Source organism: Methylacidiphilum sp. Yel (assembly GCF_004421185.1).
In the GTDB taxonomy this organism is placed as follows: domain Bacteria; phylum Verrucomicrobiota; class Verrucomicrobiia; order Methylacidiphilales; family Methylacidiphilaceae; genus Methylacidiphilum.
On the sequence record NZ_LXQB01000056.1, the window covers coordinates 1 to 26,914 of the forward strand.

General features: G+C 40.3%; 22 protein-coding genes, 1 pseudogene and 1 riboswitch. Of the genes and pseudogenes, 13 read left to right on the top strand and 10 right to left on the bottom strand.

Features of this window, described 5'->3' with window-relative positions; translation table 11 throughout:
* Positions 1 to 249: pseudogene (locus A7Q09_RS11325) on the top strand (zinc ribbon domain-containing protein); the annotation flags it as partial.
* Positions 250 to 349: 100 nt separating this feature from the next.
* On the opposite strand, the gene A7Q09_RS08010 reads toward A7Q09_RS11325, so the two are convergent.
* From A7Q09_RS08010 to A7Q09_RS08035, 6 genes are all read right to left on the bottom strand, one after another.
* On the bottom strand, positions 350 to 952 hold the full coding sequence (locus tag A7Q09_RS08010; RefSeq protein ID WP_134390946.1) for a DNA-3-methyladenine glycosylase: 603 nt from the start codon (positions 950 to 952) through the stop codon (positions 350 to 352).
* Positions 953 to 1,021: 69 nt separating this feature from the next.
* On the bottom strand, positions 1,022 to 1,261 hold the full coding sequence (locus A7Q09_RS08015; RefSeq protein WP_134390947.1) for a formate dehydrogenase subunit delta: 240 nt from the start codon (positions 1,259 to 1,261) through the stop codon (positions 1,022 to 1,024).
* 50 nt (positions 1,262 to 1,311) lie between these two features.
* Positions 1,312 to 4,191 carry a formate dehydrogenase subunit alpha gene (gene fdhF, locus A7Q09_RS08020; protein ID WP_134390948.1) on the bottom strand — a complete coding sequence of 960 codons (2,880 nt, stop codon included), beginning with the start codon at positions 4,189 to 4,191 and terminating at the stop codon, positions 1,312 to 1,314.
* Positions 4,192 to 4,260: 69 nt separating this feature from the next.
* Positions 4,261 to 5,829, bottom strand: coding sequence for an NADH-quinone oxidoreductase subunit NuoF (locus tag A7Q09_RS08025; RefSeq protein ID WP_134390949.1), 1,569 nt, complete (start codon positions 5,827 to 5,829; stop codon positions 4,261 to 4,263).
* A gap of 2 nt (positions 5,830 to 5,831) precedes the next feature.
* The gene (locus tag A7Q09_RS08030) at positions 5,832 to 6,290 is read right to left on the bottom strand and encodes an NAD(P)H-dependent oxidoreductase subunit E (RefSeq protein WP_134390950.1); all 459 of its coding nucleotides are present in this window, start codon (positions 6,288 to 6,290) and stop codon (positions 5,832 to 5,834) included.
* A 194-nt stretch (positions 6,291 to 6,484) separates the two neighbouring features.
* Complete coding sequence (locus A7Q09_RS08035; RefSeq protein WP_134390951.1) at positions 6,485 to 7,573, bottom strand: beta-propeller fold lactonase family protein; 1,089 nt, start codon at positions 7,571 to 7,573, stop codon at positions 6,485 to 6,487.
* Positions 7,574 to 7,732: 159 nt separating this feature from the next.
* Here A7Q09_RS08035 and pqqA point away from each other — a divergent pair, with 159 nt between their 5' ends.
* The 5 genes from pqqA (at position 7,733) to pqqE (ending at position 10,979) form a co-directional block, all read left to right on the top strand.
* Positions 7,733 to 7,813: a pyrroloquinoline quinone precursor peptide PqqA gene (pqqA, locus tag A7Q09_RS11515; RefSeq protein ID WP_079199488.1), complete on the top strand. Its 81-nt coding sequence runs from the start codon at positions 7,733 to 7,735 to the stop codon at positions 7,811 to 7,813.
* A 68-nt stretch (positions 7,814 to 7,881) separates the two neighbouring features.
* The gene (gene pqqB, locus A7Q09_RS08045) at positions 7,882 to 8,778 is read left to right on the top strand and encodes a pyrroloquinoline quinone biosynthesis protein PqqB (RefSeq protein ID WP_134390952.1); all 897 of its coding nucleotides are present in this window, start codon (positions 7,882 to 7,884) and stop codon (positions 8,776 to 8,778) included.
* Positions 8,779 to 8,788: 10 nt separating this feature from the next.
* A complete protein-coding gene (gene pqqC / locus A7Q09_RS08050; RefSeq protein WP_134390953.1) occupies positions 8,789 to 9,574 on the top strand; it encodes a pyrroloquinoline-quinone synthase PqqC in 786 nt (261 codons plus the stop codon).
* Positions 9,564 to 9,836 carry a pyrroloquinoline quinone biosynthesis peptide chaperone PqqD gene (gene pqqD / locus A7Q09_RS08055; protein WP_134390954.1) on the top strand — a complete coding sequence of 91 codons (273 nt, stop codon included), beginning with the start codon at positions 9,564 to 9,566 and terminating at the stop codon, positions 9,834 to 9,836. Before pqqC ends, pqqD begins: the two co-directional genes overlap by 11 nt.
* 9 nt (positions 9,837 to 9,845) lie before the next feature.
* Positions 9,846 to 10,979 (top strand): pyrroloquinoline quinone biosynthesis protein PqqE, encoded by a 1,134-nt coding sequence (gene pqqE, locus A7Q09_RS08060; protein WP_134390955.1) that lies wholly within the window; start codon positions 9,846 to 9,848, stop codon positions 10,977 to 10,979.
* A 189-nt stretch (positions 10,980 to 11,168) separates the two neighbouring features.
* On the opposite strand, the gene A7Q09_RS08065 is transcribed toward pqqE, so the two are convergent.
* Positions 11,169 to 11,372 (bottom strand): hypothetical protein, encoded by a 204-nt coding sequence (locus A7Q09_RS08065; RefSeq protein WP_134390956.1) that lies wholly within the window; start codon positions 11,370 to 11,372, stop codon positions 11,169 to 11,171.
* A gap of 237 nt (positions 11,373 to 11,609) precedes the next feature.
* On the opposite strand from A7Q09_RS08065, the gene A7Q09_RS08070 reads away from it, so the two are divergent.
* Positions 11,610 to 15,188 (top strand): DUF6537 domain-containing protein, encoded by a 3,579-nt coding sequence (locus tag A7Q09_RS08070; protein ID WP_134390957.1) that lies wholly within the window; start codon positions 11,610 to 11,612, stop codon positions 15,186 to 15,188.
* Between the two features lie 38 nt (positions 15,189 to 15,226).
* On the opposite strand, the gene A7Q09_RS08075 is transcribed toward A7Q09_RS08070, so the two are convergent.
* Positions 15,227 to 16,600 (bottom strand): glycine--tRNA ligase, encoded by a 1,374-nt coding sequence (locus A7Q09_RS08075; protein ID WP_134390958.1) that lies wholly within the window; start codon positions 16,598 to 16,600, stop codon positions 15,227 to 15,229.
* A 35-nt stretch (positions 16,601 to 16,635) separates the two neighbouring features.
* Here A7Q09_RS08075 and A7Q09_RS08080 point away from each other — a divergent pair, with 35 nt between their 5' ends.
* The 4 genes from A7Q09_RS08080 (at position 16,636) to A7Q09_RS08095 (ending at position 23,683) form a co-directional block, all read left to right on the top strand.
* Positions 16,636 to 19,068 carry an AsmA-like C-terminal region-containing protein gene (locus A7Q09_RS08080; RefSeq protein ID WP_244228616.1) on the top strand — a complete coding sequence of 811 codons (2,433 nt, stop codon included), beginning with the start codon at positions 16,636 to 16,638 and terminating at the stop codon, positions 19,066 to 19,068.
* Positions 19,069 to 19,117: 49 nt separating this feature from the next.
* Complete coding sequence (locus A7Q09_RS08085) at positions 19,118 to 19,993, top strand: deoxyribonuclease IV (RefSeq protein WP_244228614.1); 876 nt, start codon at positions 19,118 to 19,120, stop codon at positions 19,991 to 19,993.
* Positions 19,994 to 20,037: 44 nt separating this feature from the next.
* A complete protein-coding gene (locus A7Q09_RS08090) occupies positions 20,038 to 20,382 on the top strand; it encodes a glutaredoxin domain-containing protein (protein ID WP_134390961.1) in 345 nt (114 codons plus the stop codon).
* A gap of 1,231 nt (positions 20,383 to 21,613) precedes the next feature.
* Positions 21,614 to 23,683 (top strand): TonB-dependent receptor domain-containing protein, encoded by a 2,070-nt coding sequence (locus tag A7Q09_RS08095; protein ID WP_208526718.1) that lies wholly within the window; start codon positions 21,614 to 21,616, stop codon positions 23,681 to 23,683.
* Positions 23,684 to 24,080: 397 nt separating this feature from the next.
* Here A7Q09_RS08095 and A7Q09_RS08100 read toward each other — a convergent pair whose 3' ends face one another.
* On the bottom strand, positions 24,081 to 24,788 hold the full coding sequence (locus tag A7Q09_RS08100) for a uracil-DNA glycosylase (protein WP_134390963.1): 708 nt from the start codon (positions 24,786 to 24,788) through the stop codon (positions 24,081 to 24,083).
* A gap of 8 nt (positions 24,789 to 24,796) precedes the next feature.
* On the bottom strand, positions 24,797 to 25,264 hold the full coding sequence (locus A7Q09_RS08105) for a nucleoside deaminase (RefSeq protein WP_134390964.1): 468 nt from the start codon (positions 25,262 to 25,264) through the stop codon (positions 24,797 to 24,799).
* Between A7Q09_RS08105 and A7Q09_RS10540 the strand changes: the two genes are divergently transcribed.
* Together A7Q09_RS10540 and thrC are read left to right on the top strand one after the other, a co-directional pair.
* Positions 25,263 to 25,502, top strand: coding sequence for a hypothetical protein (locus A7Q09_RS10540; protein WP_166791960.1), 240 nt, complete (start codon positions 25,263 to 25,265; stop codon positions 25,500 to 25,502). The genes A7Q09_RS08105 and A7Q09_RS10540 overlap by 2 nt on opposite strands.
* A riboswitch (SAM riboswitch) is annotated at positions 25,467 to 25,579 on the top strand. Its footprint overlaps the gene before it by 36 nt.
* Positions 25,580 to 25,655: 76 nt before the next feature.
* Positions 25,656 to 26,894, top strand: coding sequence for a threonine synthase (gene thrC / locus A7Q09_RS08110; RefSeq protein ID WP_134390965.1), 1,239 nt, complete (start codon positions 25,656 to 25,658; stop codon positions 26,892 to 26,894).
* Positions 26,895 to 26,914 lie beyond the last annotated feature (20 nt).

Sequence of the window (26,914 nt, forward strand, 5' to 3'; positions counted from 1 at the left end):
TTGGGCGGGAGAATCGGCCCAATAAGGGACTGTTGTTTGTATGCGCCCATTGTGGGTATACGCTCCATGCCGATTTAGTGGCTGCCAGAAACACATCAGCATGCGAACGCTCCTCATCTGGCAAGACTGGGTGAGGACGGGGCGATTGTCAGCCGTCCCTGAAGCATCGGGTGATGAAGCCAAAGCCGCGCGTCTTTCGAGATACGCGCAAGCCTGAGGTGGAGCCTGGATGCAAGCTCCGTCCTTTAGGACGGAGTAGTTGAGTAGCTTCATGAGAATGGCTTATAATGTGTGGACTAAAAGACATTTTTTTTCTTGTCCTTGTTGAGGGAACTGGAAGAGGCAACCATTAGAGAAGGCACAATCGGTTTATCGCTTTTTTCCAAACAAAACGCAAAGGTTTTTTTGCCCATTCTTCTGCATAATCGACACCAATTCTAGGAGTTCTCTCAATTTCCGAATCTGGAACTTCAAGTCCGGATTCTTCCACCCAAATGCGCTCTCCAATCAAAGAAATTCCATTGTCTGCTAGAGTAATCCCCATAGTTTTGGTGACTTTTCCAGGGCCATCTGCCCACTGATGTTCAGGAATACCTTTCCTTCTTGGTTTAACCAACTCCTTTCCTTCTGTAATAATCACCCCACGGATTAATACAGCCATGGGAACGCCCTCCGGTCCCAAAACAAAATTCAAAAGATGGTGCATCCCATAGCAAAAATAGACATAAGTAATGCCTCCTTGCTGAAAGATTATTTTATTTCTTGGAGTCAACCGATTTCCATAGCCATGACAAGCTTTGTCCTCGGCTCTACCATACGCCTCGGTCTCCATGATGATTCCAGCAATATTCCCTTTCGGATCTTTAACCGCCAATTTTTTTCCTAGGAAAAAAAGGGCCCCTTGTACTGGATCATCAATCAGATATGCGGCTAAGCCAATTTTCTTTCCCATTATGGCTTTTATTTAAATAGAAAGTGCACAGAAATCCATCGCGAAGAAAAAAAGCAAAGAAATTTTGACCTAGCTACTACTTTTTAGTTTTTCAACGGCTAGTCTTACAAGGGGAGCCAGTTCTCCTCCCTCAGTCTTCTCAACATAGCTAATAATCCTTTGTCGCATGGAAGGAGACCAAAATTTCCGGAGATGATTAGCAATCCCCTCTACGGCTTCTTCAGTGGTAGGATAATTTTTAAAAAAATCGCCTATCTGGTTAGCCATAAAAATGAGATCCTCATACCCCTCTTTCATAACTATGTTCATTGAAAGGAAGATGTTATATAAAATTTACAAATGGTGTAATGCCCTCCTTCTTAACAGGCAACGGTTTTTTCTTTTGCTTCTTTAGCAAGAGGGCTTACTTGCACAGCAGTTACCTTGTATTCCGGACAGTTTGTTGCCCAATCTGAAATTTCAGTAGTGACTATATTTGCACGACTTTCAGGAAAATGGAAAGTCGCATATACAGTTCCCGGTTGCACCCTTTCAGTTATTTTACACCTGAAAGTTCCACTCCCCTTTCTACTGGTCACTTCTACCAACTCTCCATCTTTGATTCCCCTTTCTTCAGCATCTGATGGATGAATTTCTAAGATATCTTCTTTAAACCAGATGACATTTTGCGTCCGCCTTGTCTGTGTCCCCACATTGTAATGATGTAAAATTCTGCCCGTTGTGAGGATAAGAGGGAAACGCCTGGATGGCTTTTCTGGCGTTGGGACATAACCAGTAATATGGAACTGTCCTAAGCCTCTGAAGAATTTTTCCTTATGCATTACTGGAGTTCCTTCAGTCGCCTGTTCATTACATGGCCATTGAATGCTTCCCAATTTATCAAGTTTCTCATAACTTACCCCTCGGAAGGTTGGAGTCAGTCTAGCAATTTCATCCATGATTTCTGAGGGATGATTATAATGCATAGGATAACCCATTGCTTGAGCGATTTCCTGAATCACTTCCCATTCTTGTTTTCCGCAGAGCGGAGGCATTACTTTTCTGACTCTTTGAATCCTTCTTTCGGCATTGGTGAAAGTTCCATCTTTTTCCAAAAAGGAACATCCAGGCAAAAACACATGGCAGTACTTCGACATTTCATTGAGGAAAATGTCATGAAGGACCACTAGTTCCATTGATTTTAGGGCTTGGATGACGTGATTGCTATCGGGATCCGATTGAGTAAGATCCTCCCCATGCACATAGATGCCCTTAAAATTACCATACACAGCTTCCGTCAGCATATTAGTAATTCTTAACCCCGGCTCTGGATCCAAGGGTACATTCCATGCTTGTTCGAAAAGCATCCTCGTTTCAAAATCGGATACATGCCTATAGCCTGAAAATTCATGAGGGAAAGAACCCATGTCACAGGAGCCTTGCACATTGTTTTGACCTCGCAGAGGATTAACTCCTGCTCCCTCTTTGCCAACATTTCCAGTAAGCATAGCCAGATTCGCTATGGCAAGCACAGCAGTTGTCCCTTGGGAATGTTCAGTTACGCCAAGTCCATAATAGATAGCTGCATTACCACCAGTAGCATACAGTCTTGCTGCAGCTCGGATGGTTTCGGCAGGGACTCCTGTTATTTCCTGCACTGCTTCCGGTGCATTCTCAGGCTTTCGAATAAATTGCATCCATTTTTCAAAGGAGACCTTGTCACATTTCTCTTCAATAAATTTTCTATCTTCGAGCCCTTCCTCAAGGATTGTATAGGCGATAGCATTCAGCAAAGCGACGTTAGTCCCCGGCTTTAATTGAAGATGATAATCGGCTCGAATGTGGGGTGTTTTGACAAGGTCGATTTTTCTTGGATCAGCTACAATTAGACGGGCACCTTGGCGAAGCCGACGTTTCATCTGGGAACCAAAAACAGGATGCCCATCGGTAGGATTGGCACCAATGACAAAAATGACATCAGAAAACTGAATAGAATCAAAGGGATTCGTACCTGCTGAGGTTCCAAAGGCTGCCTTCAATCCATAACCTGTAGGAGAATGGCAGACCCGAGCACAAGTATCAATGTTGTTATTGTGAAAGACTGCTCGAACTAGCTTTTGTACAAGAAAGTCCTCTTCATTGGTACACCGAGAAGAACTCACAGCCCCAATCGAATTTCTACCATATTTATCAGCTATTCTCTTAAATTCCGAAGCGACATAAGCAATAGCTTCTTCCCAGCTCACTTCTTTCCAGGGATCTTCGATTTTTTTACGGAGTAGGGGCTTTAATGGCCTTTCAGGACTCAATGCATAAGTCCAGGCAAACCTGCCTTTAACACAAGAATGCCCATGATTAGCATGACCATTTTTATAGGGCACCATTCGAATGACTTCATAGCCTTGGGTTTGAGCTTCGAAAGAACAGCCCACTCCACAATAGGCACAGGTTGTAATCGTTGATTTTAGGGGTAGGCCCTTTTCTATGACCGTATCTTCGATCAAGGCCGCTGTTGGGCAGGCCATAACACAGGCTCCGCAAGAAACGCATTCTGAGCTCAAAAACTCATGGGTAGGACCTGGAGTAATAACAGAATCAAACCCCCTATGACGCGCAGTGAGAGCCAGAGTTCCTTGAATTTCATCACAAGCACGGACGCATCGAAAACAGACAATGCATTTGGAGGGATCAAATGTAAAATAAGGATTTGTTTTATCTTTAGGACTTGTTAGATGATTTTTTCCTGAAAAACCATAACGGACATCTCTCAATCCAACAGCACCTGCCATGTCCTGAAGCTCACAGTCGCCATCCACAGGGCACATCAAACAATCCAAGGGATGATCAGAAATATACAATTCCATAACGTTGCGACGGAGCTTGGCAAGTTTTTCAGAAAATGTTTTGACCTTCATGCCCTGTTCTACTTGGGTCGTACAGGAAGCTGGATAGCCTCTTTTGCCTTCTATTTCCACAAGACAAAGCCTACAAGATCCAAAAGGTTCAAGGCTTTCTGTCGCACAAAGCTTGGGAATCATAATTCCATGCAAGGCTGCAGCCCTTAACAGGGAAGTGCCCTCAGGAACGCTGACTTCTATCCCATCAATGGTTAGAGTTACAATTTTTGGTTGAATCTCGGATTCGGGCACAAATCGAGCCATTTTATTTTGAGTAGCACCATTTTTATGACCGTTTCTATATTTAATCCACTCTATAGGGCTTCCAGGCGTTCCAAGATCTATTCGTCTGTCGGTTAACATGGCTTCATCCTCCTTTTTCTAATTTTCTAGCGGTGTAATTTTTGTCTCTGTCCTCTTTTTTCTCTCGCATTAAAGAGCGCCCGCAAAGGCACAAATTTCTTCTTTACTATAGCCAAAATCCTCTGGAAAATGTCTCAACGCACTCAAAACGGGGAAAGGAGTCATTCCTCCCAAGCCACATAACGAAGCATGAAGCATAGTATCACACAGATCGAAAAGCAGCTCTAGCTCTTTTCGAGACCCTTTCCCCATTAAAATTTTTTCCATTAACTCCATGCCCCTGGTCGAACCAATTCTACAAGGCGTGCATTTTCCACAAGATTCCTCAGCACAAAATTCCATGGCATAATGAGCCATAAACGCCAAGTTTGTTTGATCATCAAAGACAATGATTCCTCCATGGCCTACAATCCCTTTGATTTTGCTTAATTCCTCGTAATCTAGAAGAATATCCAAAAAATGTTCGGGAAGATAAGGACCTAAGGGACCTCCAATTTGAATGGCTTTGAGTGGCCTCCCGCTACGCGTGCCACCTCCAAAGCCATAAACCAGATCCCGAAGAGATATGCCAAAGGGTACTTCTACAAGTCCTGGATAGTTGAGATTTCCAGAGAGTTGAACTGGCAAAGTACCTTTGGATCGATTGACTCCATAGGCTGCGTAGGCCTCTCCTCCATGAGACAAAATCCATGGCACAGAGGCTAGAGTGATCACATTGTTGATTACGGTGGGTTTTCCCCACAATCCTTTAACGGCTGGTAAAGGCGGTCTTGGCCTTACCATTCCTCTTTTGCCTTCAAGGCTCTCCAGAAGAGCTGTTTCCTCTCCACAGACATAGGCTCCTGCTCCAAGAAAAACCTCTAAATCAAAAGAAAAGGAGGAACCAAAGAGCGGGCTGCCCAATATTCCCTGCGATCTGCAAACCGCAATAGCTTTGTTGAGTACTTCGTGGGCAAGTGGATACTCAGACCGAAGATAGATATATCCTTTATCAGCTCCTACAGCAAAACCAGCAATCGCCATTCCTTCAATGAGCAAGAATGGATCGCCTTCCATAACCATTCTATCAGAAAAGGTGCCTGAATCCCCTTCATCAGCATTGCAAACGATGTATTTCTGGGAAGCGATAGCCCTTTGGGTCGTTTTCCATTTAATGCCAGTAGGGAAGGCTGCCCCACCGCGGCCTCTTAACCCAGATTTTGTAATTTGATCAATGACTTTGTCTGGACCCAATTCAATCGCTTTTTTTAATCCCTGAAATCCTCCACAAGCTATGTAAGAATCTAATGACAAAGGATCGTTCTTTCCGATTCGTTCAAAAATCAACCTTGTCTGTTTTTTCAAGTAGGGATGCTCTTGAAGATTTCCTAAACAAAGAGGATGGTCTGAACCTTCAAGAAAACCTGAATCAAATAAGGAGCCAATCGCCTCTTCAGTCACTGGCCCATAGGCGATCCTTCTGCCTCCTTCTAGTTCGACTTCTATAACCGGCTCCAACCAATAAAGTCCATAAGAACCCGTACGGATTATCCGGATGGGGATATTCCTTAAGAATGCTTCTTTTTCTACTGCAAAAGCTACCTCGTCCGCACCTACTGCGATGGCTGAATAATCTTTGGCTATATAAAGAGTATGCATAACTAGCGTATGGAATGGATTAGGTTTTCAATTTTTCGAGTATCAACTCTTCCATAGAGCTTACCATTGAGAGCCACCGAAGGACCATTAGCGCAATTGCCAAAACAAAAAGTGGGAAGTAATGTCACTTTGCCATCAGGGGTCGTCCCACCAAAATCAATTTTCAACGTTTCTTTTGCTTTTTCTATCACTTTATGACAGCCATTGGCTTGACAGGCTTCAGCCCGACAAATCTTTATGATGTTTTTTCCTGGAGGCTTAGTTCGGAAGTCAGCATAAAAAGTAAGAACACCATACACTTCAGCTTGAGAAAGATTGAAAGAAGATGCAATCTGAGGTAGAAATTCTTTTGGAATATATCCAATTTCTTCTTGTACTTTATGATAGAAGGGAATAAGCCCATTGGGTTTCGTAGAATAGAAAGCTAAGCTATCCAGTAGTTTTTGATCCATTGTTCTCATCGATCCGTTCTCTAATTGAATTTCTTTTTTTGTTTTATCATAATTTTTTTTAATAACTATTCAGCAAGGTCATTATCAGCAACATAACAAAATAAATGCATTTACTAATGTAATTATCCGATTTTCCCCTATCAATCAATATTCAAAAATAAAAATTATTAAAATAATTTTTTTTCCATATTCATTAAAATATTTTATGGACTATCAAGACTTCCATAACTTAGGGGATAGGTGATTATTCCCCAAGGCATTTTTATTCCTTCAATCTTGGCTAGTTCTTTGTAATTGTCCGCATCGAAAACGTAGAGAGCATCGGATCGGCCACTAGCAACTAAGATTTTTTTTCCATCCGGGCTAAAAGTAAAATGCCAGCTTCGCATACCTACAGGAGCTTCCGCCAAAAGCTTCAGATTTTGGGAATCGAACACTTGCAGTTTTCTATCCCGGAAAGCAAGTACCAAAAGCTTTTTGCCTGATGGATCGAAAACTACTCCATAAGGACCAGAAGCGGTGGTCGTAGCTTTAAGAAGAGAAAAATGATTGTCGAACAAAGCTAAGGTATTGCTGTTTTCAAAAGTCACCGCATAGATTTCCTCTTGAGGTGCCTTCTTTAAACCTCGAGGTCTTGTGCCAATTTTTTGAAGATCTATCCGGCGGATTTCCCGTCGCGTTTCAATATCATAAAGGCCGATAGAATTTTCTCCCTCATTTGCAACCAATAGCTTAGATCCATCTTGAGAAAACTCTATGGCTTCGGTTTCTTTTCCTCCGGAAAACTCATTGTCTATCCTTTCCTTTTGGATATCAATCTGAGCAATTTTTGCTCCTATAGGACTTGTTGACTCTGAAAGATCTGGCTCATAAGAAACAAAGAGGAATTTTCTTTCTGGATGCAATCGCAAAAATTCAGGATTTTGTCCAAGCCGTATCGTTTTTTTTATTCGCCCATTGTTCGCATCCAGAATTAGCAAGGATCGAGTCGATTTGTCAGCGACAAAAAGAGTTTTTCCTTCTTTGTCAATACCAATACCTCTGAGCATGCTACCAGGAAGTGCAATTGTTTTGAGTTTTTCGTTTTTCTCAATATCAATAATGGCTATGCCTCCTTCACAACTAACATAGGCTAAAGGATGAACGCTAGCTCTTAGGGAGGAAAAACAAATCAACACAGAAAGGAAAGTAACCAAAAAGAAGACACACAAACGGATCAAAAGAGTGGGGAATGATAAAATTTTAAATTTCAGGAGAAAGAAATTAAAAAAACCGTTTTGTTGAATAATCATTGAAAAAGGTAAAAAATTTATTTAGATTGTCGTGCTTCTGAGTTATATTAAAATAATCAATGTAGAAAAATTTAAAAAATTGAAATTGCATTTCAATAAAAAATTGCAATTGAATGAGAAAAAAATAATTTATTAATTTTATTTAAAATAGGAGGACTCATGAATTGGGAAAAACCAGCATTCGAAGAAATGAATCTCTGCATGGAAGTGACTGCCTACGCGTTTGTTGCTGAGAATTAATCTTCGATGAGTTCAAAAGCTTCCACAAAGGGCAAAGGCAATCCTGTCTTTGCCCTTTGTGCTCCAATATGGAAGTCATAGTTTTAGGTTCGGGAGCGGGAGGAGGTATTCCCCAATGGAATTGTCTTTGTCCAAATTGTGTTCGCGCCCGGATAGAAATCAAAGAAAAGAAAGAGGTTTTTTCCTTTAGAAGAACCCAATCCTCCATAGCTGTTCGGATGGAGGGGGAAAAGTGGATTCTTTTAAATGCATCGATCGATTTGCCTACTCAATTAGCACTTCATTCAGAACTGGCGCCTCCAGGCCTTGAAATTCGTTCTTCTCCATTTGCTGCTATTATTCTAACTGATGGACAGATTGATCATGCCTCTGGTCTTCTTTCTTTGCGTGAAGGCAAAGAAATTGAAATTGTTTGTTCTGACAGCACTTGGGAGCTAATTTCTGAGTACTATCCAATAGTTCGAATCTTGTCTTCCTATGTTCGATTGAAACGAAGTTCTTTTCCAATAAAAATAGGCTCGTTGCTTTTTGATGCTTTTGAGTTACCGGGAGGGCCACCACCGTATGCAAAAAGAGAGCCGCGACCAGGTGATGTGATTGCGGTAAGTATCGAAGAGGAATCTGGGTTAAAAGTCGTTTATTGCCCTGCTTTGCCATCAATAAGTAGCAGATTTGAAGAATTTATTCAGGAAGCTGAATGCCTGTTTGTCGATGGGACTTTTTGGTCAGAAAACGAACTTTTACTTTGGAACATTAAAGAGAAAAAAGCTTCAGAAATGGGGCATATTCCGGTGGGCGGTGAAAACGGATCGCTAAGCTGGCTTAGCACTCTACAAATTCCTAAAAAAATCTACATTCATATCAACAATACCAATCCCATGCTTGATCCTGATTCGGCACAGGCAAAAGCTGTGCATTCTTTAGGGATAGAAATTGCTTACGATGGCATGAAACTTTTGCTATGATTTTCTTCCAATGACTGCCTTTGATGCTTTGCCTATTTATCCTTCCTTTATACCGAAAGAAGAATTTGTTTCAAAACTCCCTCTGCCTCCTGCCCAATTCGAAGAAGTGCTTAGATCGATAGGAAATACTAGCTACCATGATAAACACCCCTTTCACCTGCTGATGAACGAAGGCAAACTCTCCAAAGAGGCTTTGCAGGGATGGGTAGCCAATCGGTTCTATTACCAGGAACAGATCCCCATCAAAGATGCCGCGATCCTGTCGAACTGTCCAGAGAGGGAATTGAGGCGCATCTGGATATCCAGGATCCATGATCATGATGGGTTCGGAGAAGATCCTGGTGGCATTGAACGATGGCTTAATTTAGGAAAGGCTGTCGGGCTTAGTCGGGAAGATCTTTTATCTCATCGGTTTCTGCTTCCAACGGTTCGGTATGCTGTTGATGCTTATGTCCATTTTTGTAGGGAACAACATTGGTTAATCGCCATGGCTTCTTCTCTGACAGAGCTTTTTGCCCCTACCATACATAGGATACGAATTTCAGCTTTTCCAAAATATTATCCGTGGATCGATCCTGAAGGATTAAAATATTTCGAAAAAAGAGTTGAACAAGCACCCAAAGATGTCCGATTTACCCTTGATCTCGTGCTGAAAAGATGCACTACCCCATCCCTACAGCTTGCTGCGATTGAAGCCTTACAATTCAAATGTGATCTACTTTGGTCGATGCTCGATGCGCTCTATATGCATTACCAGTTGGGGATTTGTACGCCCAAGCCTCCCTATGCACTCTGATAAAATCCCAACTCTTTCCTCGAAAGCACGGCTCAAATTTGATCAGGCAAGACAAAAGCCGGTTCTATTGTATCCAGAAGGACTCCTTTTCCTTAACCAAACCGCTTACAAAATCTTGCTTTTGTGTGATGGAAAGAGAAAAGTAGATGATATTGTTACCGAACTATCCAAAGAATATTCCATCGAGAGGGTTGAGATGGAAAAAGATATATGGGATTTTATATTAACTCTATGTGAAAGGGGTTTTATTCAACTCAATTAATAGATTTGTATGTCCAACCTAAAGTTGTTACCCTTATCCTTACTCTGTGAACTGACCTTTCACTGTCCTTTAGAGTGTCCTTATTGCAGTAATACCCTAGGATACTCGAAATGGTTGAAAGAGGAACTGTCTACCGAAGAGTGGATAAGAGTTCTTCAAGAGGCTCAAAGACTTGGAATTTTGCAAGTTTATTTTTCTGGGGGTGAGCCATTAGTGCGAAAAGACCTGCCTGTGTTGATTCGTACAGCTCATGATCTAGGGTTATATTCGAATATGAGTACAGGGGGAACTTTGATTAACAGGAAACTTTTAAAAAAGATAAAAGAGGCCGGATTGGACAGCATTCAGCTAAGCATTCAGGATTGCAGGCCCGAAAGTGCTGATCTTTTTTCAGGAGTAAAAAAGAGCTTTGAAAAAAAAATAGAAGCCGTTCAACTCATTAATGAATTTTCTATTCCCTTAGGGATTAACGTTGTCATTCATCGACATAACATCGAAAGAATATCTGAAATTATAGATTTCGCTGCAGCCTTAGGAGCTCAGAGGCTAGAATTGGCTAATACCCAGTACTACGGTTGGGCTCTCCATAATAGAAAGGAGTTACTTCCTAGAAGGCATCAAGTGGAAAAGGCTGCTAAAGAAGCTTCAAACGCAAAAGAAAAGTATAAGGGGAAGATGGAAATTCTTTTTGTAATCCCCGATTATTATAGTTCGTTTCCAAAACCTTGTCTTCAAGGATGGGCTAAAGTATACATGACTGTTTCAGCTGACGGAACGGTTTTACCCTGTCAAAGCGCCCGTGACATACGCTCCCTTTCTTTTCCAAACATCCGATCAGACACTTTAGAGAATATCTGGTGGAATTCGGAAGCCTTCAACAAATTCCGAGGGACCGATTTTCTTCCAGAACCATGCAAGAGTTGTCCTCGCAAAGAAATCGATTTTGGCGGTTGCCGATGTCAAGCCTTCTTGTTCACAGCCGATGCTTCAGCAACTGATCCTGTCTGCATTTATTCTCCACACCATCATCTCATTGAAAAGATTGTAGAAGAGATAAACGCACCTAAAGAAAATAATAAATCTAAAGAGCCAACGTTTGTTTATCGAACCATCAAAAATTCAAAAGCTTTATGCTGCTCTTAACTTTAACTATGCCCGAGGAAACTTCTCCTCTTGAGAGAAGAATACATAAAAATCATCCCACTGTTCAATCCGTTTATAAGGAATAGAATACACAAAAACTAGCTAATGCTTTGCTTGATAGTATAAAAAAGCCAAAGGCTTTTTTTCCCTTGGCTTTTTTTTAAAAATTCCAGTCTATAACAAAACTCTTTATTCAGTCTTTTTCTGTTTCTTTTCTTTTTTACAGGATGGACATTCTCCTGATTTCCCTAAGTAATTATTCCCCTGTTTTCCAACAATAACCATATCCCCTCTTGTTGTCTGGATCATCCGTCCATGGCCTTGAGTGGCAAAAAACGAACCACAAACAACGATAGAAAAGAGCACTGTAAGATACTTTGTCATTTTTTTCATAAAAAACTCCTTTTTTTATTTATCGTTTGTTTTTACTAAAATGTCTCCCACGGATTTTTCTTTTTTTCTTTGGAGAGCTACATTATTTTTACCTTGTCTTTCTCCTCCCCCCCTTTTTTAAAAAAATATGAATTAGAGGTAGAAAATCGGCAAGTTCTTTTTAAATCAAAACGAAACTAACATTTTTATAATGATTTACTTTTCAGAAGAGCTATAATAGAACTACAAAAATATTTCATGGCAACTAAAAGTATTATCACAGCAGCCGATCCAAGATTTCTCAAAGAAGAGGGTTTTGAAGTTTATACTGGTAATGAGGCAATCGTTAAAGGACTTCTTGAAACTGATGGAGGTGTTCATCTCCTAACAGGCTATCCTGGTTCACCTATCTCTGGTATTTTCGATTCAGTTCAATCAATTGCTGGTTTGCTAAAAGAACACGGCATTCAGGCAATCCTTGCCAATAATGAGGCTCTGGCTGCGGCTATGCTTAACGGCTCACAGATGGCTGGACTAAGAGCTGTTGCAGCCATGAAAAGTGTTGGGTTCCATGTGGCTTCCGATGGATTAGCACTAGGTAACTTATGCGGCAGTCATCCTGAAGGAGGGGCAATTGTCATCATTGGGGATGATCCATGGAATGATTCAACTCAAGCTCCAGCAGATTCTCGCTTTCTTTGCAAGCATCTTCATATGCCTCTTTTAGAGCCTTCAACAATCCAAGAAATGAAAGATTGGATTAATTTAGGATTTCTTCTCTCCCGGCATTCCAATCTTTTCATAGGCTATTTAGTCACGACCAATCAAGCCGATGGTGGTGGTACGGTCTCTGTGAAGAAAAACCATTTTCCCATTCACAATGCCCTTAATCCTTTTTTACTGAACAGCTCAGAAATAGACTTAGAGAACCGGGTAATTCTCCCACCAAGGACTTCTAAAAGAGAACAAGATTATCTTTTTCGGTATCGCCTTCTTTGGTCCAAAGCTAAAGAGCTTGGAATAGATAAAAGTGAATTTTTGGATCAAAAAAAAGGCCGCAAAAAAATAGGTTTTATTAGCTCTGGCCTAGTTTATTGTTACCTCGTACAGGCATTAAGCACTCTTGGGATGTATGGCCAAATCCCTATTTTAAAGCTCGGTTTATCTTATCCTTTAAATCCTGAGGTTATCATTCCATTTGCCGAAGCCGTTGAAGAACTCTATGTGATAGAAGAAAGAAGGGCTTTTGTTGAAGAAAACCTTGTTTTGCTTTTTAGTCAGGAAGGAATTACAAAAAAAGTCTATGGGAAAAAATTCCCTTTTGGACTCCAAGGCATTCCCTCAACAGGCGGGCTAGATCCTTCTATCCTTATTCAACTATTGAACCCTCTTTTCTCCAAAGTGTCGATAAGCAATGAGAGGACAAGTTCTTTCAGAGGTTTTTCTTTAGAAAATAATTCAAGGGCTTCTTTTAATCTACCATTAAGGACTCCTACCTTCTGCCCAGGTTGTCCTCACAGAGATTCAGCAGCCGTGCTTTTAGAAATCCAAAAAGATTTTAAGAATCCTCACTACATGAAATCCCGGTACCAATCCGATCCTATTGAACTTGTGTTTCATGGGGATACCGGCTGCTATACTATGCTAATGTTCGAACCTTTTCAAAACCTAATGCACAATTACAGTGGCATGGGTTTGGGCGGAGGCACTGGATTAGGAATCGATCCATTTATTAAAAACAAACAAGTAGTATTCATGGGGGATTCCACCTTTTTCCATTCTGGGATGATCGCCATTTCCAACTCCGTTAAAAATGGACAAGATATCACCTATATTATTTTGGACAATAGGACCACTGCTATGACTGGGCATCAAACAACCCCAGCTCTAGATAAAGACCTTCTCGGTGAACGAACTGATTCTCAGGACATAGAAAAAATTATTGCTTCGGTGACTGAAAAAACTGGAGTTCCCATCTATAGACTCAATCCTGCGTCCAGAGAAAGTTATAAAATGCTTTTAGAGCGGACCCTTCTGAAAGATGGGGTAAAAGTGGTGATTGCCGAAAAGGAATGCGCCATTGTCTCGCACCGCAGACAAACAAGTAGAGAAAGGCAAGAACTTCGGGAAAAAGGATATATTCCAAAGAAAAGATATGTCTTTATTAATCCCGATGTTTGCGAATTTTGCTTGGAATGTACACTATCCACAGGTTGTCCGGGATTAACTTTTGTTGAAACCGATTTTGGGAAAAAGATGGCTACCGACTTATCCTGGTGCATAGCTGATGGAGCATGTGCTAGGGTTGGAGCCTGTCCAGCCTTTGAAGAGCTAACTGTTTATCGAAGCTCACCTCGATCGACTTCGAAAAAAGAAAATTTAAAATTGGATTTACCACCTAGAGAAAATTTGACGAAGCCATTTCGAATCGTCGTAGCTGGAGTGGGGGGAATGGGGATTGCCAGTGTTACTGCTGTTCTTGTGAGAGCAGGGCATAGGGAAGGATATGGGGTGCAATTTTGCGATCGCAATGGACTAGCTATTCGAAACGGCTCGGTAGTTTCTCAAATTGTTTTTTACCCTAAATCCGAAGGAGACAATCCGCCCATTACCGCAATTGGAAATTATGGGGATGCGGATCTGATTTTGGGTTTGGATCCATTAGAAACAGCCAGGATCATCGATCCAGTAGGCCGCTACAGGGTTGCTTCTCCTGAAAAAACCTCACTGATTCTTAACGAAACGATTACTCAAACCGTCCGCTCATTGCTTGGAAAGGATCAACTTCGTTTTGAGCAACTTGAAGAAAAAATTCTTTCCATGATCAATCCAAAGAAGTATTTAAAGTTTCCTTTCTCACGCCTTTCTGAGGAATACTTTGATAACAAGCTCTATTCTAATCTTATGGTTGTTGGAGTAGCCTTTCAGGCTGGACTACTCCCTTTTTCTCTAGAAAGCATAGAATGGGCGGTGCAGGAGACCCTCGGCAAAACAAGTCCAATAAACTTCGAAGCTTTTTCCGTTGGCAGAGCCCTAGCAACGGGATCCATAGAAAGAGCGAAGCCTACCGAGCAAGTGCCAATTCAAGACTACCATCAAGAGTGGGATGCATTCATTAATCAACTCCAGAAATCCAAAAAAGAAGAGGCTCAAAAACTATGGAAATGGAACTCAGAGATATCTTCCTATCCTCTGGATACACCTACAATTCGGGCTTTTAGCGTAAGGCTCAAAAATTTATATCTTTACGAAGACATCAATTATGCCCAGCTCTATTTCGATGCCATACAATCCATTTTAATTAAAGACGAAGCTCAATTCCAATTTGCAGCGACCAAGGCAGCCATTGAAAACATCTACAAATGCATGGCTATCAAAGATGAAGTCGAAGTGGCAAGGCTTCTGACGGAACCTCAAACCCTATCGCAAGACTTGCAGAAACTCCACATTCATTTTGACAAAGGAGACAAGGTCGTTTACAAGCACTGGACCTGCCCAGAATTTGTTATTGGAAAACTGAGGATTAGGTTTCGATTGAAATCTTCTCAGTGGATGCTTCAGCTTATGAAAAGAGCAAAATTTTTAAGACGGCTTCTCCCTGGTTGGCATGCTAAGGAAAGAGCCTTTCGGGATTGGTTCCTCTCTCTTTGCAAAGGCTTCGACTACTCGACTGTGCAAGAATACCAACTCTGGGTAGAGATCCTCAAATTGCCTGAAGAAATAAAAGGATATAGAGAAATCCGTTATCCAAAAATGGAAGCAGCACGAGAAAAGGCTTCAAAAATTATGGCAGCCATTAGTAGCAATAGCCAAAAGGAACAGCGCCTGCTGTCCTAACCTTTGAAGCTCTAAAGAATAGCTAAAGGATCTGCTTGCTATTCAATCTTTTCTCTAAGAAAATCTACAAGCTCCTCAATCCTAACTCTCTCTTGCCTCATACTATCACGATAACGAACAGTCACAGTATTTTTTTCCCCAGCCAGTACTCCCTCCCTTACTCCTTCTAATGTTTCAAAATCTATCGTCACACAGAAGGGCGTTCCAATTTCATCCATTCGTCGGTATCGCCGCCCAATCGCTCCAGATTCATCATAAAATGACTTAAAATGTTTTTGCAATAGCCTAAAGACCTCTTTAGCTTTAGAAACAATATCGATCTTGTTTTTTAGAAGAGGAAATATCCCAACTTTTATCGGGGCAATTCTTGGAGAAAATCCGAGTACAACGCGCTTTTCTTTTTCTCCTTTTTCTCCAAGGATCTCCTCTTCCCTATAAGCTTCACAAAGTAGGGCTAAAAGAGTTCTATCAACGCCAGCGCTCGGTTCGACAACATGGGGGATATATTTACATTTTCTTTCTTCATCGTAATATTCTAAAGATTTTCCACTAAAAGTGCCATGCTGTTTGAGATCAAAATCCGTTCGGTAGGCTATTCCTTCGAGTTCTTGCCTGCCAAAAGGAAAATCATATTCTAAATCGTAGGTTTTTTTAGAATAAAACGCTCTTTCCTCCTCTGGCACATCGCGAACATGAATATGAGCTCTTGGAATACCTATCGACTCATACCATAAGATCCGTTGTTCTTTCCATTCTTCAATATACTGAAAGCCCGTATCAGGAGGAATGAAATATTCAAGTTCCATCTGTTCGAATTCTCTGGAACGGAAAATGAAATTTCTTGGATTAACTTCGTTTCTGAACGCTTTTCCTATTTGGGCTATTCCAAAGGGAATTTTCATTCGGGAACTTTCTAGAACATTTTTGAATTGCACAAAAATGGACTGAGCTGTTTCCGGTCTTAGATAGGTCAGAGTGCTTTCTTCTTCCAGAGGGCCAACATACGTTTTAAAAAGAAGATTGAATCGTCTCGGTTCAGTCAATTCTCCTCCACACTCTCCTGGATGTTTTGAAGGATGTAACGGACAAGCATTCTCTTTTAAATGATCTAATCGGAACCTGGCATGACAGAGTTTACAGTCTACAAACCAATCGGCAAATTGCTCTTCATGACCGCTTGCTTTCCATACTTCCCTGTTCATTAATATGGAGCCATCCAATCCAACCACATCGGTTCTTAGCTGTGTCATGGCTTTCCACCATGACATTTTGATGTTGTTCTTCAGTTCGGCCCCTAGTGGACCATAGTCCCACACCCCATTAATTCCTCCATAGATTTCAGAAGAAGGGAATACGAAGCCTCTTCTTTTACACAGCGCAACAATCTTTTCTAAAAGCGTTAATTCTGTCATAACTTCCAAAAATGAATAGTATATCTTAATTGTACGTGCACAAAAAGACACCAAAATCTGAAGCTATCGACAAAAAAGAAAAAACTTCCACAGAAGTGGTTCCGTATCGGCTGCCTTTTGCCCTTTGGTGTAGTTTTTGTTCGTTCACAAAAAAGCTGCTCCTTCTCTTTATTTTAGCCTTAATAGGGATTATACTAGGTCTTTTTCTTTACCTTCGCTTTTTCGGTTTCCCATCGCCAGTCAAACGCTATGTTCTTTCTGAACTAGAATCCCGTGGAATGATAATATCCCTAGATAAACTCTCCATCGATCCTAAAGGTAATCTTATAGCCAACCGAGTCGTTGTATTCCGTGCAAAAGACAAACAATCGATATGGCTGCAAGTCGATAAAGTTTATCTATCCGTCGGGTGGTATTCATGGTGGAAAGGTCAGCCGTTGATACAATCTGCCATCGTTTCCAACGCAACGATTTCGATTCCTCTGACTCCACACAATGAACTAGAAATCCATCAGGTCAATGCTTCAGTCAAGCTCTTAGCTGATGCCATAGAAATTAAAAAAGCCAATGGCAGGATTCTTAATATAAATTTTGATCTTAAAGGCAAAATTGAACTCAATGGGTTTCCTCCCTTTTATCCACAGACCGAGGAACAAATCCAGTGGATCGATTCGGTATGGTCAAAAGTGATGGCTACATTGGATCAACTGGAAACCCAAAAACCACTTCTGCTTGAAGGGGCATTTAATCTTAGTACTAAAAATCCGGAAAATGCATCGGCAGCCTTTCAACTATCCTCTAAAAAACTTTGGTATAAGAACGCTCCAATTGACCATATTTTTGCTGAGCTAAGACTCAACAGTGGAGTATTACAGGTTGAAGAACTAAGCATTGAACTCCCTAGAGGAGAAATGTCAGCATGGGGAGAAATAGACTTTAAAGGATCTAATTCGTTTATCGAATTTCTCAGCAGCGCCGATGTCACTTTGTTAAAACCAGTACTGGACAAAGGTTGGCAAAAGGCTTTTGAAAACTTAAAATTCAATGATTTGCCTACCTTCAGTGGTCGCTTGACTACAAAATGGGGAGAGCAGAAAATGACCAGTCTGGTCGTAGACATCCATTGCCATAATTTTTCTTATTGTGGCAATCAGTTGAGCGATTTATCCTTACCAATTGCTTATGATGGAAAGAAACTATTTATCCCCGAAATTAAGCTAAAAACTGCCGATGGGATGTTGATTGGAGAAATGCTTTGGGACAGGCTCCATTCCACCATCTGGGCAAAAATTAGCAGTAATAGAATAAATCCTAAGATTTTCAAAAATTTTTTTGGATCTGAATTTGATAGGATCTTGGATGTCACAGAATTCAATAAAGAATTTCCTGTAGTGAGCTTAGAAATCCGAGGTCCTGCATTAGATCCTAAGCAATGGGTCTATTCTGGTCACTACCTAATAAATAATTTTATTTATCAAGGAGTTTTAATTAAATCAGCAGAATCGGATTTTACTTTTTCCAACTACGAGCTTTTTTTACCAAATTTACAAGTCAGTCGTCCAGAAGGAACAGTCAACGGAACCGTTCGACATAATTTTCAAAAAAAACTGGTTTGGATCACCAACCTTTGTTCTTCAGTCAACGTCATCGAATCGGCACCAGCTCTTGGAAAAGAATTTTATTCCTATGTCAAACCTTACCGGTTCCACTCTCCCCCTTTTTTAAAAGTCAACGGGGTTGTTGATTTAGATAAAAATTCTAAAGAACCAAAAACTGACTTGCATATCGAGATAGTCTCTTCCTCTGTTATGGATCTGGATATTTTTAAAGTGACCTTTCCTCTGACCAAACCCAAAGGAGAAATCTTCTTAAAAGGCAGGGAATTAACCATCAAAGTCCATCACGGCTTTCTTTTCGATGGAACCATTCAAGGAGTTTATACTTCCAATTTGTGGCGGAAGACAATTCCATTTCACACTCATTTTACTATCACGCATGGGGATTTTCATAAGGCAATGCTAACAATATTTAAAAACGAAAAAGATTCTGGAATCTTTAATTTCAAAACTCAATTTGGTGGAAATTTAGGAGATCTGTATTCTCTTAAAGGGGATGGGAAAATTGAGATTCATGACGGTTATATTATGTCTATTCCTTTTTTAGGAATCATTTCTACCTCTTTAAGTACAAAAGACAACGATTTTGCAATGGCTAGAGCCGATGAAGCTTCTGCTAGTTTTAATATCAAAGATGGTTGTATTTTGACTAAAGATCTGAAAATTTCTAGTTTTACTTTTTCGGTCCTAGGCTCAGGAAAATACGATTTTATCCGAGATAATCTCGACATGGATATGCGGGTCAATATGCGGGGTCCCATGGGCTATTTGCTCTATCCTATCAGTCAGCTCTTTGAATATCATGGGACCGGAAAGCTTGCTTCTCCAGTCTGGAAATCTAAGGTTTTTTAAAAATGGGAACCTAAAAATGGGCACTAAAGAGAGATTACCAAAGCAGGAAATGTGTAAACATCCCCTTTTGCCTGCTGAGATAAAATCTAGACTTGTCGGAGCGCATGTTTCGATTTCTGGTGGATTTCGATTTGCTGTTTTGCGTGCAAAAGCTTGCGGTTTTAGCGCTGCGCAAATTTTTTTGAAAAACTGTCGAAGATGGGAAGACCCAATAGTAGATTCAGAAGATATAGCTCAATTTTTAAGTTTAAAAGAAAAATATAGAATCTTTTTTTTTGGTCATTTCAGCTATTTAATCAACCTTTGCGCTTCGACAGAACAGACAGTGAGAAAATCCATCCACGCATTGATCCAAGAAATGGCTATAGCCGCAAAGCTTACTCTGCCATTTGTCGTTTTGCATCCTGGCAGTTCTACAGTAGAGAAATCAATAGAAGCAATTGAGGCTCTCTCTGCTCGGTTAAATATAGTAATGGAGATGACCGAAGCAAAAGAGGTAAAAATTGCTCTTGAAACAATGGCGGGGCAAGGCGGTCAGATTGGAAGAAATATTGAACAACTAAAAGCAATCTTTGAAAGACTAAAGAAGCCGGAACGTTTTTGTTTTTGTTTAGATACTGCCCATCTTTGGGAAGCAGGATATGACTTAAAAAGCAAGGAAGGATATGAAGAATTGATTGAAAAAATTTCAGCTGCTTTAGGCCTCTCTAGAATTGCTGCGTTTCATCTCAATGATTCAAGCAGCTCTTTTGGCTCAAATGTTGATCGGCACGCCCATATTGGAGAAGGAACTATTGGCCTTGAACCATTCCGAAGGATAATGGAAGATAGTCGATTTGCGGGCTTGCCTATGGTTTTGGAAACTCCTAAAGAAAATGGCGTAGAGGCGGATTGTCTGAATCTAAGAAAAATTTTAGTTTATTAAAAAAATTTCTAGTCAAAAAGTGTAATCTAAATATAGTAATTGCCATGAGTAATCTACGTATTATTGCCTATTTAAAACCATCTTGTGGTTGGAGTAACGGGGTAAGAGCTATTTTGAAGAAATACAACCTTCCTTACGAAGATAAAGACATCATTAATTATCCTGAAAACATGGAGGAAATGATTATGAAAAGTGGGCAGCCTTTTTCTCCATGCGTTGAAGTCAATGGCGAAATGCTAGCTGATATCAGTGGACAGGAACTTGAAGAGTATCTCATTGCCAAAAATTATGTCCAAAGGATAGACAAGCCAGTCGATGTACCTATTGATCAAGCCTGCTCTGGGGAGCATCACCAGAGTCAGCCTATAAGAGTAAATTTTGAACTTTAAAATCGTTTGGGTTGATTGTATCTCTACTTATTCTTTAAGATAAAATAGAAACACTTTACGGAGCTATAAAGAAAGCCTTCAGTTTTACTTACACCACTGAAAAAGGTTGAGAACAAAGTCATAGGTGTTTTTGACTCCGTTTTTGTCCTTATTTTCTGAGCTGGTTTATTCAGGTAGGCTGGGCGTGCAAGGGGCAAGGTCGGAGCGCAACCTTGCCCACTGCTAAGTTAAGTTTTTGTGTAAACTCAAGTAGTTTTGTGTCCACCTGTTGTGAGAATCACAGCCTCCAGTCCGCCCATCCACAAATAAATTGCCAGGGGGGCTTCTAATCAATCGGTTTGTCATGACTGGATAAGAATTTATCCCGAAAAATCATCTTTATTTGATGATTTGACCTATAACGCACCAATCTAAGAATCATCCATATCCCATTTCATTGGGCAAGAAGAAGGTGTTTTTGACTGGTGCTCCCCACAGCTCTCCTAAATGCAGCAGCGCAGCAACTCTCTCTTTATTGCCTCTTGCCATCTATGTGGATATCGTATTCCCAGAAGCTCAATAGCTTACTAATAAATCATGACAAACAACATAATACTAATTAAATAGAAATTATTACAATTAAAACAGACTTATTGTAATGGTGTTTTTCTATTGACTTTATCGATTCCCTTTTCTACGCAATCCAGTTTTTATAACTCACAGAATTAGACAATAGGCTAAGCTTTTTGGCAACGATTTGTATTGATTTTTTTAGGTAATAAAGCAAGGTTTTTCTCTTTCATCTGGCCGTAAGCAATCCAAAAGAACTTTCTTTTATCTTTGTCTTTTATTGTATTCCTTAATAGTCTGCTATTTCCACATCCTTAAATAAATAGCTCCTATTTTATAACAAACAACGGCATTCAAATAAACATCAATGATGTAATTAAAATATACACATTTTCCATTCTATCGTAACATTTTGAAATAAAAAAATAATAATCTCATTTTATCAGATATGATTTTGCGTAATATTGTCGCTTCTTTGTCATAATGTAAAATATCATAATAAATGATACTTAATCATTGTATTTATGATATGAATCATGAAATTATATATATAATGAAATATAGTAACTATTTTTTAGTAAGAAAACTGTTTATAATATGTATACTAAATAATAGTATAAATCTTGGTTTATTAAATAGTCAACAATCTCAGGAATCACCTAACCCAAATACCAGAGTGGTTATGCCGGAAGTGGAGGTCTCTGAATCTGAGCCTTCTTTAACTGTTCCATCTGCACAAAAAATGCAAGAATTATTAAATGAACTTCCAGCAAGTTCCAATCTCATTGAAGCCAAACGAGTCCGTCAGGGTAGAGCAGCTACTTTGCAAGATCTTTTTTTGTTTCAACCTGGCATATGGACCCAACCTGGATTTACCGGTCCTAATGCCTATCGAATATCAATCAGGGGATCTGGCCTATCGACTGGAGCAGGGACTGAAAGAGGAATATGGTTTTTACAAGATGGGATTCCCTTAAACCCTCCAGATGGAGTACTGTTTAATCAAGGGCAGTTTGATCCATTGGCTTATCAGTATTCTGTGATTTCTCGTGGAGCCGAGGCTTTTAATTATGGATTTGCAACACTTTTTGGAGCCGTAAACTTTGTCACCTACACTGGCTATACTGCGCCTCCTTATTCAGCTTATTTTACAGCTGGTAGTTTTGGTTGGCTGCAAGGGTCCATTGAAGCCGCTGGTGTGGAGTCCAAGACAGATTATTTTGCAGTTCTATCCGATGCTTCAGCAGAAGGCTATCGCTTTCACAACAGCTTTAACAATGCTTGGCTGAACACAAACATAGGCTATAAGATCACGTCAAGTATTGAAAATCGGATCTATTTTACCTATTCCAACCAGCAATGGCAAGTTCCTGGGCCTCTGGCTCTTGAGGAAGTCTTAACGGATCCTACCACTGCTAATCCAGCCTATGTGGAGGGAGACTATCGGCAATTTTGGGACACAACCCGCGTCGCCGACAAAGCAACCTATATTATTGATCCAAACCAAACCGTAAACATGGGAATTTCTTGGACCAATCTCCATCAGATAACTTTTTATGGTCTTTTTTTCCAAAGCTCCAATAATTTCTTCTCTCTGCCCTGCAACTATACAAATACCATGGACCTCTATGGACATCGGAACTTGATTGTTGCTGGGGTCATGCCAATGGGTGAGTTCTATCAAGAGAATTGGAATAGGCTTTTGGGAACTATTCAGGGAACTCCGATGGCCACATATAATATGACCGTCGTGAATATACCCATATATGCCTATGATCAATTCTGGGTTAACGAAAAATTTTCTATTAATCTTGCTTTACAAGCTGTTTACGATCGGATGACTAACGAAGCTTTTAAAGATCTCCTTCATCGAAGTGTCGATACCACACTGACATTTAGTCAATTCAATCCTAAATTGGGACTTCTTTATCAAGTGGATCCTCATAATCAACTCTATACCAGCGTAGCCAGAAGCTTTGAACCCCCTTCTCTTTATGAAACGGCAATCTCCCCTACCGCTTTACCACCCAACCTTGCGTTATACCCTAATCGGGCTCAAAATGCCATCACCGCTGAGATTGGAACCAGAGGCCAATGGGATAGATTTAATTGGAGTTTTGCTTTTTTTCAATCTTGGGTAACAAACGAACTGCTGGAAGTCTCTTTAAATCCTCCTCTTAATACTCTAATTTATACAATTAATGCTCCTCCAACCACTCATCGTGGAATTGAAATCAGTCTCAATACCACCCTGGCTAAGGGTTTAATGGTTAGCAATTCTGATTCACAAAATCAGGATCAAATTGTGCTCTATCAAATTTTTGATTGGTATCGATTTTATTTAAATGGGAATTTTTTCTCCCCTACAACACATCAAGAGATACCTCTAAGGGGTAATCAACTTTTTGGGGTGCCTGAATATTCCTATATGGCACAAATGTTATATATGCATCCTTCTGGATTTTATATTGGACCCAATGTTATGGCATGGTCCACTTATCCAGTGGATCTGGTTAACACAACTTTTGCTCCTGGGACTGCTTTGCTCGGTTTTCGGATTGGATATCAAAACCCAAAAAAACATCTATCCATTTATTTAGACGGAAGGAACTTAACCAACGAGCATTATGTAGCAATGGTGAGTGATGTTTTTGATGCTTCTAATGGAGGAAAGATTCCATTATCAAAACAAACCTACTATTGGCCTGGGGATGGTTGGGCGATTTACGGAGGAATTTCATGGAACTTTTAATATTCAGTCAGAGATTTGAATTTTTTTCTAATTATTTAGCAATTTAAAAGCCCTCTTCTTTTCTTAAGGATAATTTTCTGTTCAAGAAATTTGGCAAAGCTCCTTTCCAAAAGAACCGAATAACTTCAGACCATGAAAGCTGCTAGCTTCTCAGTTGCAAAGAGTTTGAAGAGCTACTCTGACCACACGCTAAGACCATATAAGGGGAAAGAGAAATAGACAGGTGGTCTACTTCTTTTCCTATTGTCCCTCTCTAGCCTTCTTTGAACCTTTTTCACAACATGGAATGGAAACCTTTTATCTCTCAAATTATCTGGAAGAGCAAACATACATCTTACTATAGTTAACCTCGAAGAAGACAGACCCTGCAGTCCTGGCAGTATGAGGAGCTAAACGGCTAGCTATTTAAAAGTTGACCAATCCGTTTTAAAACAGCATCGAACATACTCTTGGTGAGTCTGCCTGTAAAGGTGTTTTGTTGGCTAGGATGAAAGGAAGCCACAAGAATTTTACCGTCCGGGAGGGTTAGTTCGATTCCATGGCTAAAGGAGGGCTTTTTGACTGGAAAAGGTTCTGCTTTTTCTTCGGCCATAATTTTAAGCGTTTTAAAGACACCATCAAAGGCAATGCGGCCCAAAGCCAAAATGACATGGAGGCTTTTTAGAATGTGTAATTCTTCTATCAAATACGGCCTGCAATTGATAATTTCTTCTAAAAGCGGTTTATTATTAGGAGGCGCACAGCGAACCGTAGCCGTAATGTAGACTTTATTAAGGACCAAAGAATCGTTTTTTCCTATAGATAAGGGACTGTTGGAATAGCCAAAACGGTAGAGGGCATCAAACAGAAAATCTCCGCTCCGGTCGCCCGTAAAGATTCTACCAGTCCGGTTTCCTCCATGAGCTGCGGGTGCAAGCCCAACAATAAGTAGCTTAGCAGAACTGTCTCCAAATCCAGGAACGGGTCTGGACCAATAAGTTTCTTTGGCGAATCTTTTCGGTTTATGCTTTAGTATTTTTTCCCTCCAGGCTACAAGCCTAGGACAGAGACGGCAAGCAATCACTCTTGCTTCTAGATCGGAAAGTGCTCGATCTTTAGGATGCATCTAAGGCCCTAGTTAGTGATTTTTCCTATATCTTCGAACCATAGCTCAGGATTCGATGCGATGAAGGAAGTTAATAATCTTTTGCATTCTTCATCATCGAGATGAATAATTTCTACCCCATGCTCTACAAGGACTTCTTCAGGTCCTTTAAAGTTATGATTTTCTCCAATGACAATCTTTTTTATTCCATAGAGAAGAATGGCTCCCGTGCACATCCAACATGGAGAAAGGGTCGTATAGAGTATGGCATTGTGATAAACTTTTGGGGGGTAGCGTCCCGCATTTTCTAAGCAATCCATTTCGCCATGCCTTATAACGCTGCCCAATTGCACCCTACGGTTTCTTCCCCTTCCAAGCACTCTATCTTTGTAGGCAAGGCAGGCACCGATAGGTATTCCTCCTTCTTCAAATCCAATTTTTGCTTCCTCCAGAGCGATTTTCCAGAAAGGATTAGATTGATGCCAATGACTGTTCATGAATTTTTTTTTTTTTTCCTATGATATTCGCTTTGAAGAAAGACGATTGCAAGCACAGTTTGATGATAAACTAATGGATCGAAAAAATTACAAGATTATCTATGTTAAGCTTTTAGTTTATTCCCGCTCTTTTTCTATTTGCCTTATTACTTTTATTTTTATTGACAACTTAACGAAGGCCTTTATGCTTAATAGTCAAAAACTCTTATCGAGAGCGGTGGAGGGACTGGCCCTGTGAAGCCGCGGCAACCGGAAAAGAGCTCTTTTCGTCTAGGTGCCAAGCCCAGCCCTTTGAAGTTAAGGGGAGGATGAGAGGAAGTTTCTTTCTCTTTATTTTTGCCTTTTCTTCCTTCAAAGTAATCCTCGATAAGCATCACAAAGGAATAAAATCGTGAAAGAATTTTTTGATCGTTTGAAGTGTAAGGAATGCGGCAGAAGTTATCCTAAAGAAGCGGTTCATGTGTGTGAATTCGATTTTGGGCCTCTGGAGGCAACCTACCATTATCATAAAATTAAAAAATATGTTTCCAGGCAAATGATCGAATCTGGACCCGATTCAATGTGGAGATATGAACCCTTTCTTCCTTTGGAAGAGGAACCCACTGTTGGACTCCATACGGGAATGACACCACTACTGGCAGCTAAAAGGTTAGCTAAAATACTAGGGATCAAAGAACTCTATATTAAGAATGATACAGTCAATTTTCCTACTCTTTCTTTCAAAGACAGAGTAGTTTCTGTTGCCCTTTCTCGAGCTAAAGAGCTTCATTATGAAGTCGTTTCCTGTGCTTCAACAGGAAATCTTGCCAACAGTCTGGCCGCCCACGCTGCTGCCAATGGATTTAAAAGTTACGTTCTTATTCCTGCCGATCTTGAGCCAGCAAAAGTCATAGGGAGTTTGGTCTATAATACGAGGGTTATCGGTATCAAAGGCTCCTATGATAAAGTAAATAGGCTGTGTTCAGAAATTGCTGGCAAATATCGCTGGGCCTTTGTCAACGTCAATTTTAGACCTTATTACGCTGAAGGTTCAAAAACGATGGGCTTTGAAATCTTAGAACAAATGGGATGGAAAATTCCCGATCACACTGTAATCTGCATGGCTAGCGGCTCTCTATTGACCAAAATCGATAAAGCTTATCAAGAAGCCATTCTCTGTGGGCTGGTGGAAGAAAAACCCTATGCTATTCATGGGGCCCAAGCCTCTGGTTGTAATCCCATTACGGCAGCCTTTAAAAAAGGCACGGATTTGATCAGGCCAATAGCCAATCCAAACACGATTGCTAAGTCTTTGGCTATTGGAACGCCTGCCGATGGTTATTATGCGATTCAGACGATTCGGCGAACCGGTGGATATGCTGAAGATGTCACTGATCAAGAAATTATTGAAGGCATAAAAATTTTGGCTGAAACTGAAGGGGTATTCGCTGAAACCGCTGGAGGTGTTACAGTAGGATGTGCAAAAAAATTGATCCAAAAAGGATATATACCCCAAGAAAGCCAGGTAGTTTTGTGTATTACAGGGAATGGATTAAAAACTGCAGAAGTCCTCAAAGATCATTTAAACCCCATTGATGTGATTGAGCCACATATTCAAGATTTTGACAAAATAGTTGACTTTGAAAAGTAAAAAAGCAAAGGAGTAATGAA

Bases quoted from the DNA above. Each gene is read 5' to 3' on its own strand.
- A7Q09_RS08010 (WP_134390946.1), bottom strand. From the start codon at position 952: ATGGGAAAGAAAATTGGCTTAGCCGCATATCTGATTGATGATCCAGTA.
- A7Q09_RS08015 (WP_134390947.1), bottom strand. From the start codon at position 1,261: ATGAACATAGTTATGAAAGAGGGGTATGAGGATCTCATTTTTATGGCT.
- fdhF (WP_134390948.1), bottom strand. From the start codon at position 4,191: ATGTTAACCGACAGACGAATAGATCTTGGAACGCCTGGAAGCCCTATA.
- A7Q09_RS08025 (WP_134390949.1), bottom strand. From the start codon at position 5,829: ATGCATACTCTTTATATAGCCAAAGATTATTCAGCCATCGCAGTAGGT.
- A7Q09_RS08030 (WP_134390950.1), bottom strand. From the start codon at position 6,290: ATGAGAACAATGGATCAAAAACTACTGGATAGCTTAGCTTTCTATTCT.
- A7Q09_RS08035 (WP_134390951.1), bottom strand. From the start codon at position 7,573: ATGATTATTCAACAAAACGGTTTTTTTAATTTCTTTCTCCTGAAATTT.
- pqqA (WP_079199488.1), top strand. From the start codon at position 7,733: ATGAATTGGGAAAAACCAGCATTCGAAGAAATGAATCTCTGCATGGAA.
- pqqB (WP_134390952.1), top strand. From the start codon at position 7,882: ATGGAAGTCATAGTTTTAGGTTCGGGAGCGGGAGGAGGTATTCCCCAA.
- pqqC (WP_134390953.1), top strand. From the start codon at position 8,789: ATGACTGCCTTTGATGCTTTGCCTATTTATCCTTCCTTTATACCGAAA.
- pqqD (WP_134390954.1), top strand. From the start codon at position 9,564: ATGCACTCTGATAAAATCCCAACTCTTTCCTCGAAAGCACGGCTCAAA.
- pqqE (WP_134390955.1), top strand. From the start codon at position 9,846: ATGTCCAACCTAAAGTTGTTACCCTTATCCTTACTCTGTGAACTGACC.
- A7Q09_RS08065 (WP_134390956.1), bottom strand. From the start codon at position 11,372: ATGAAAAAAATGACAAAGTATCTTACAGTGCTCTTTTCTATCGTTGTT.
- A7Q09_RS08070 (WP_134390957.1), top strand. From the start codon at position 11,610: ATGGCAACTAAAAGTATTATCACAGCAGCCGATCCAAGATTTCTCAAA.
- A7Q09_RS08075 (WP_134390958.1), bottom strand. From the start codon at position 16,600: ATGACAGAATTAACGCTTTTAGAAAAGATTGTTGCGCTGTGTAAAAGA.
- A7Q09_RS08085 (WP_244228614.1), top strand. From the start codon at position 19,118: ATGTGTAAACATCCCCTTTTGCCTGCTGAGATAAAATCTAGACTTGTC.
- A7Q09_RS08090 (WP_134390961.1), top strand. From the start codon at position 20,038: ATGAGTAATCTACGTATTATTGCCTATTTAAAACCATCTTGTGGTTGG.
- A7Q09_RS08095 (WP_208526718.1), top strand. From the start codon at position 21,614: ATGCCGGAAGTGGAGGTCTCTGAATCTGAGCCTTCTTTAACTGTTCCA.
- A7Q09_RS08100 (WP_134390963.1), bottom strand. From the start codon at position 24,788: ATGCATCCTAAAGATCGAGCACTTTCCGATCTAGAAGCAAGAGTGATT.
- A7Q09_RS10540 (WP_166791960.1), top strand. From the start codon at position 25,263: ATGAATTTTTTTTTTTTTTCCTATGATATTCGCTTTGAAGAAAGACGA.
- A7Q09_RS08105 (WP_134390964.1), bottom strand. From the start codon at position 25,264: ATGAACAGTCATTGGCATCAATCTAATCCTTTCTGGAAAATCGCTCTG.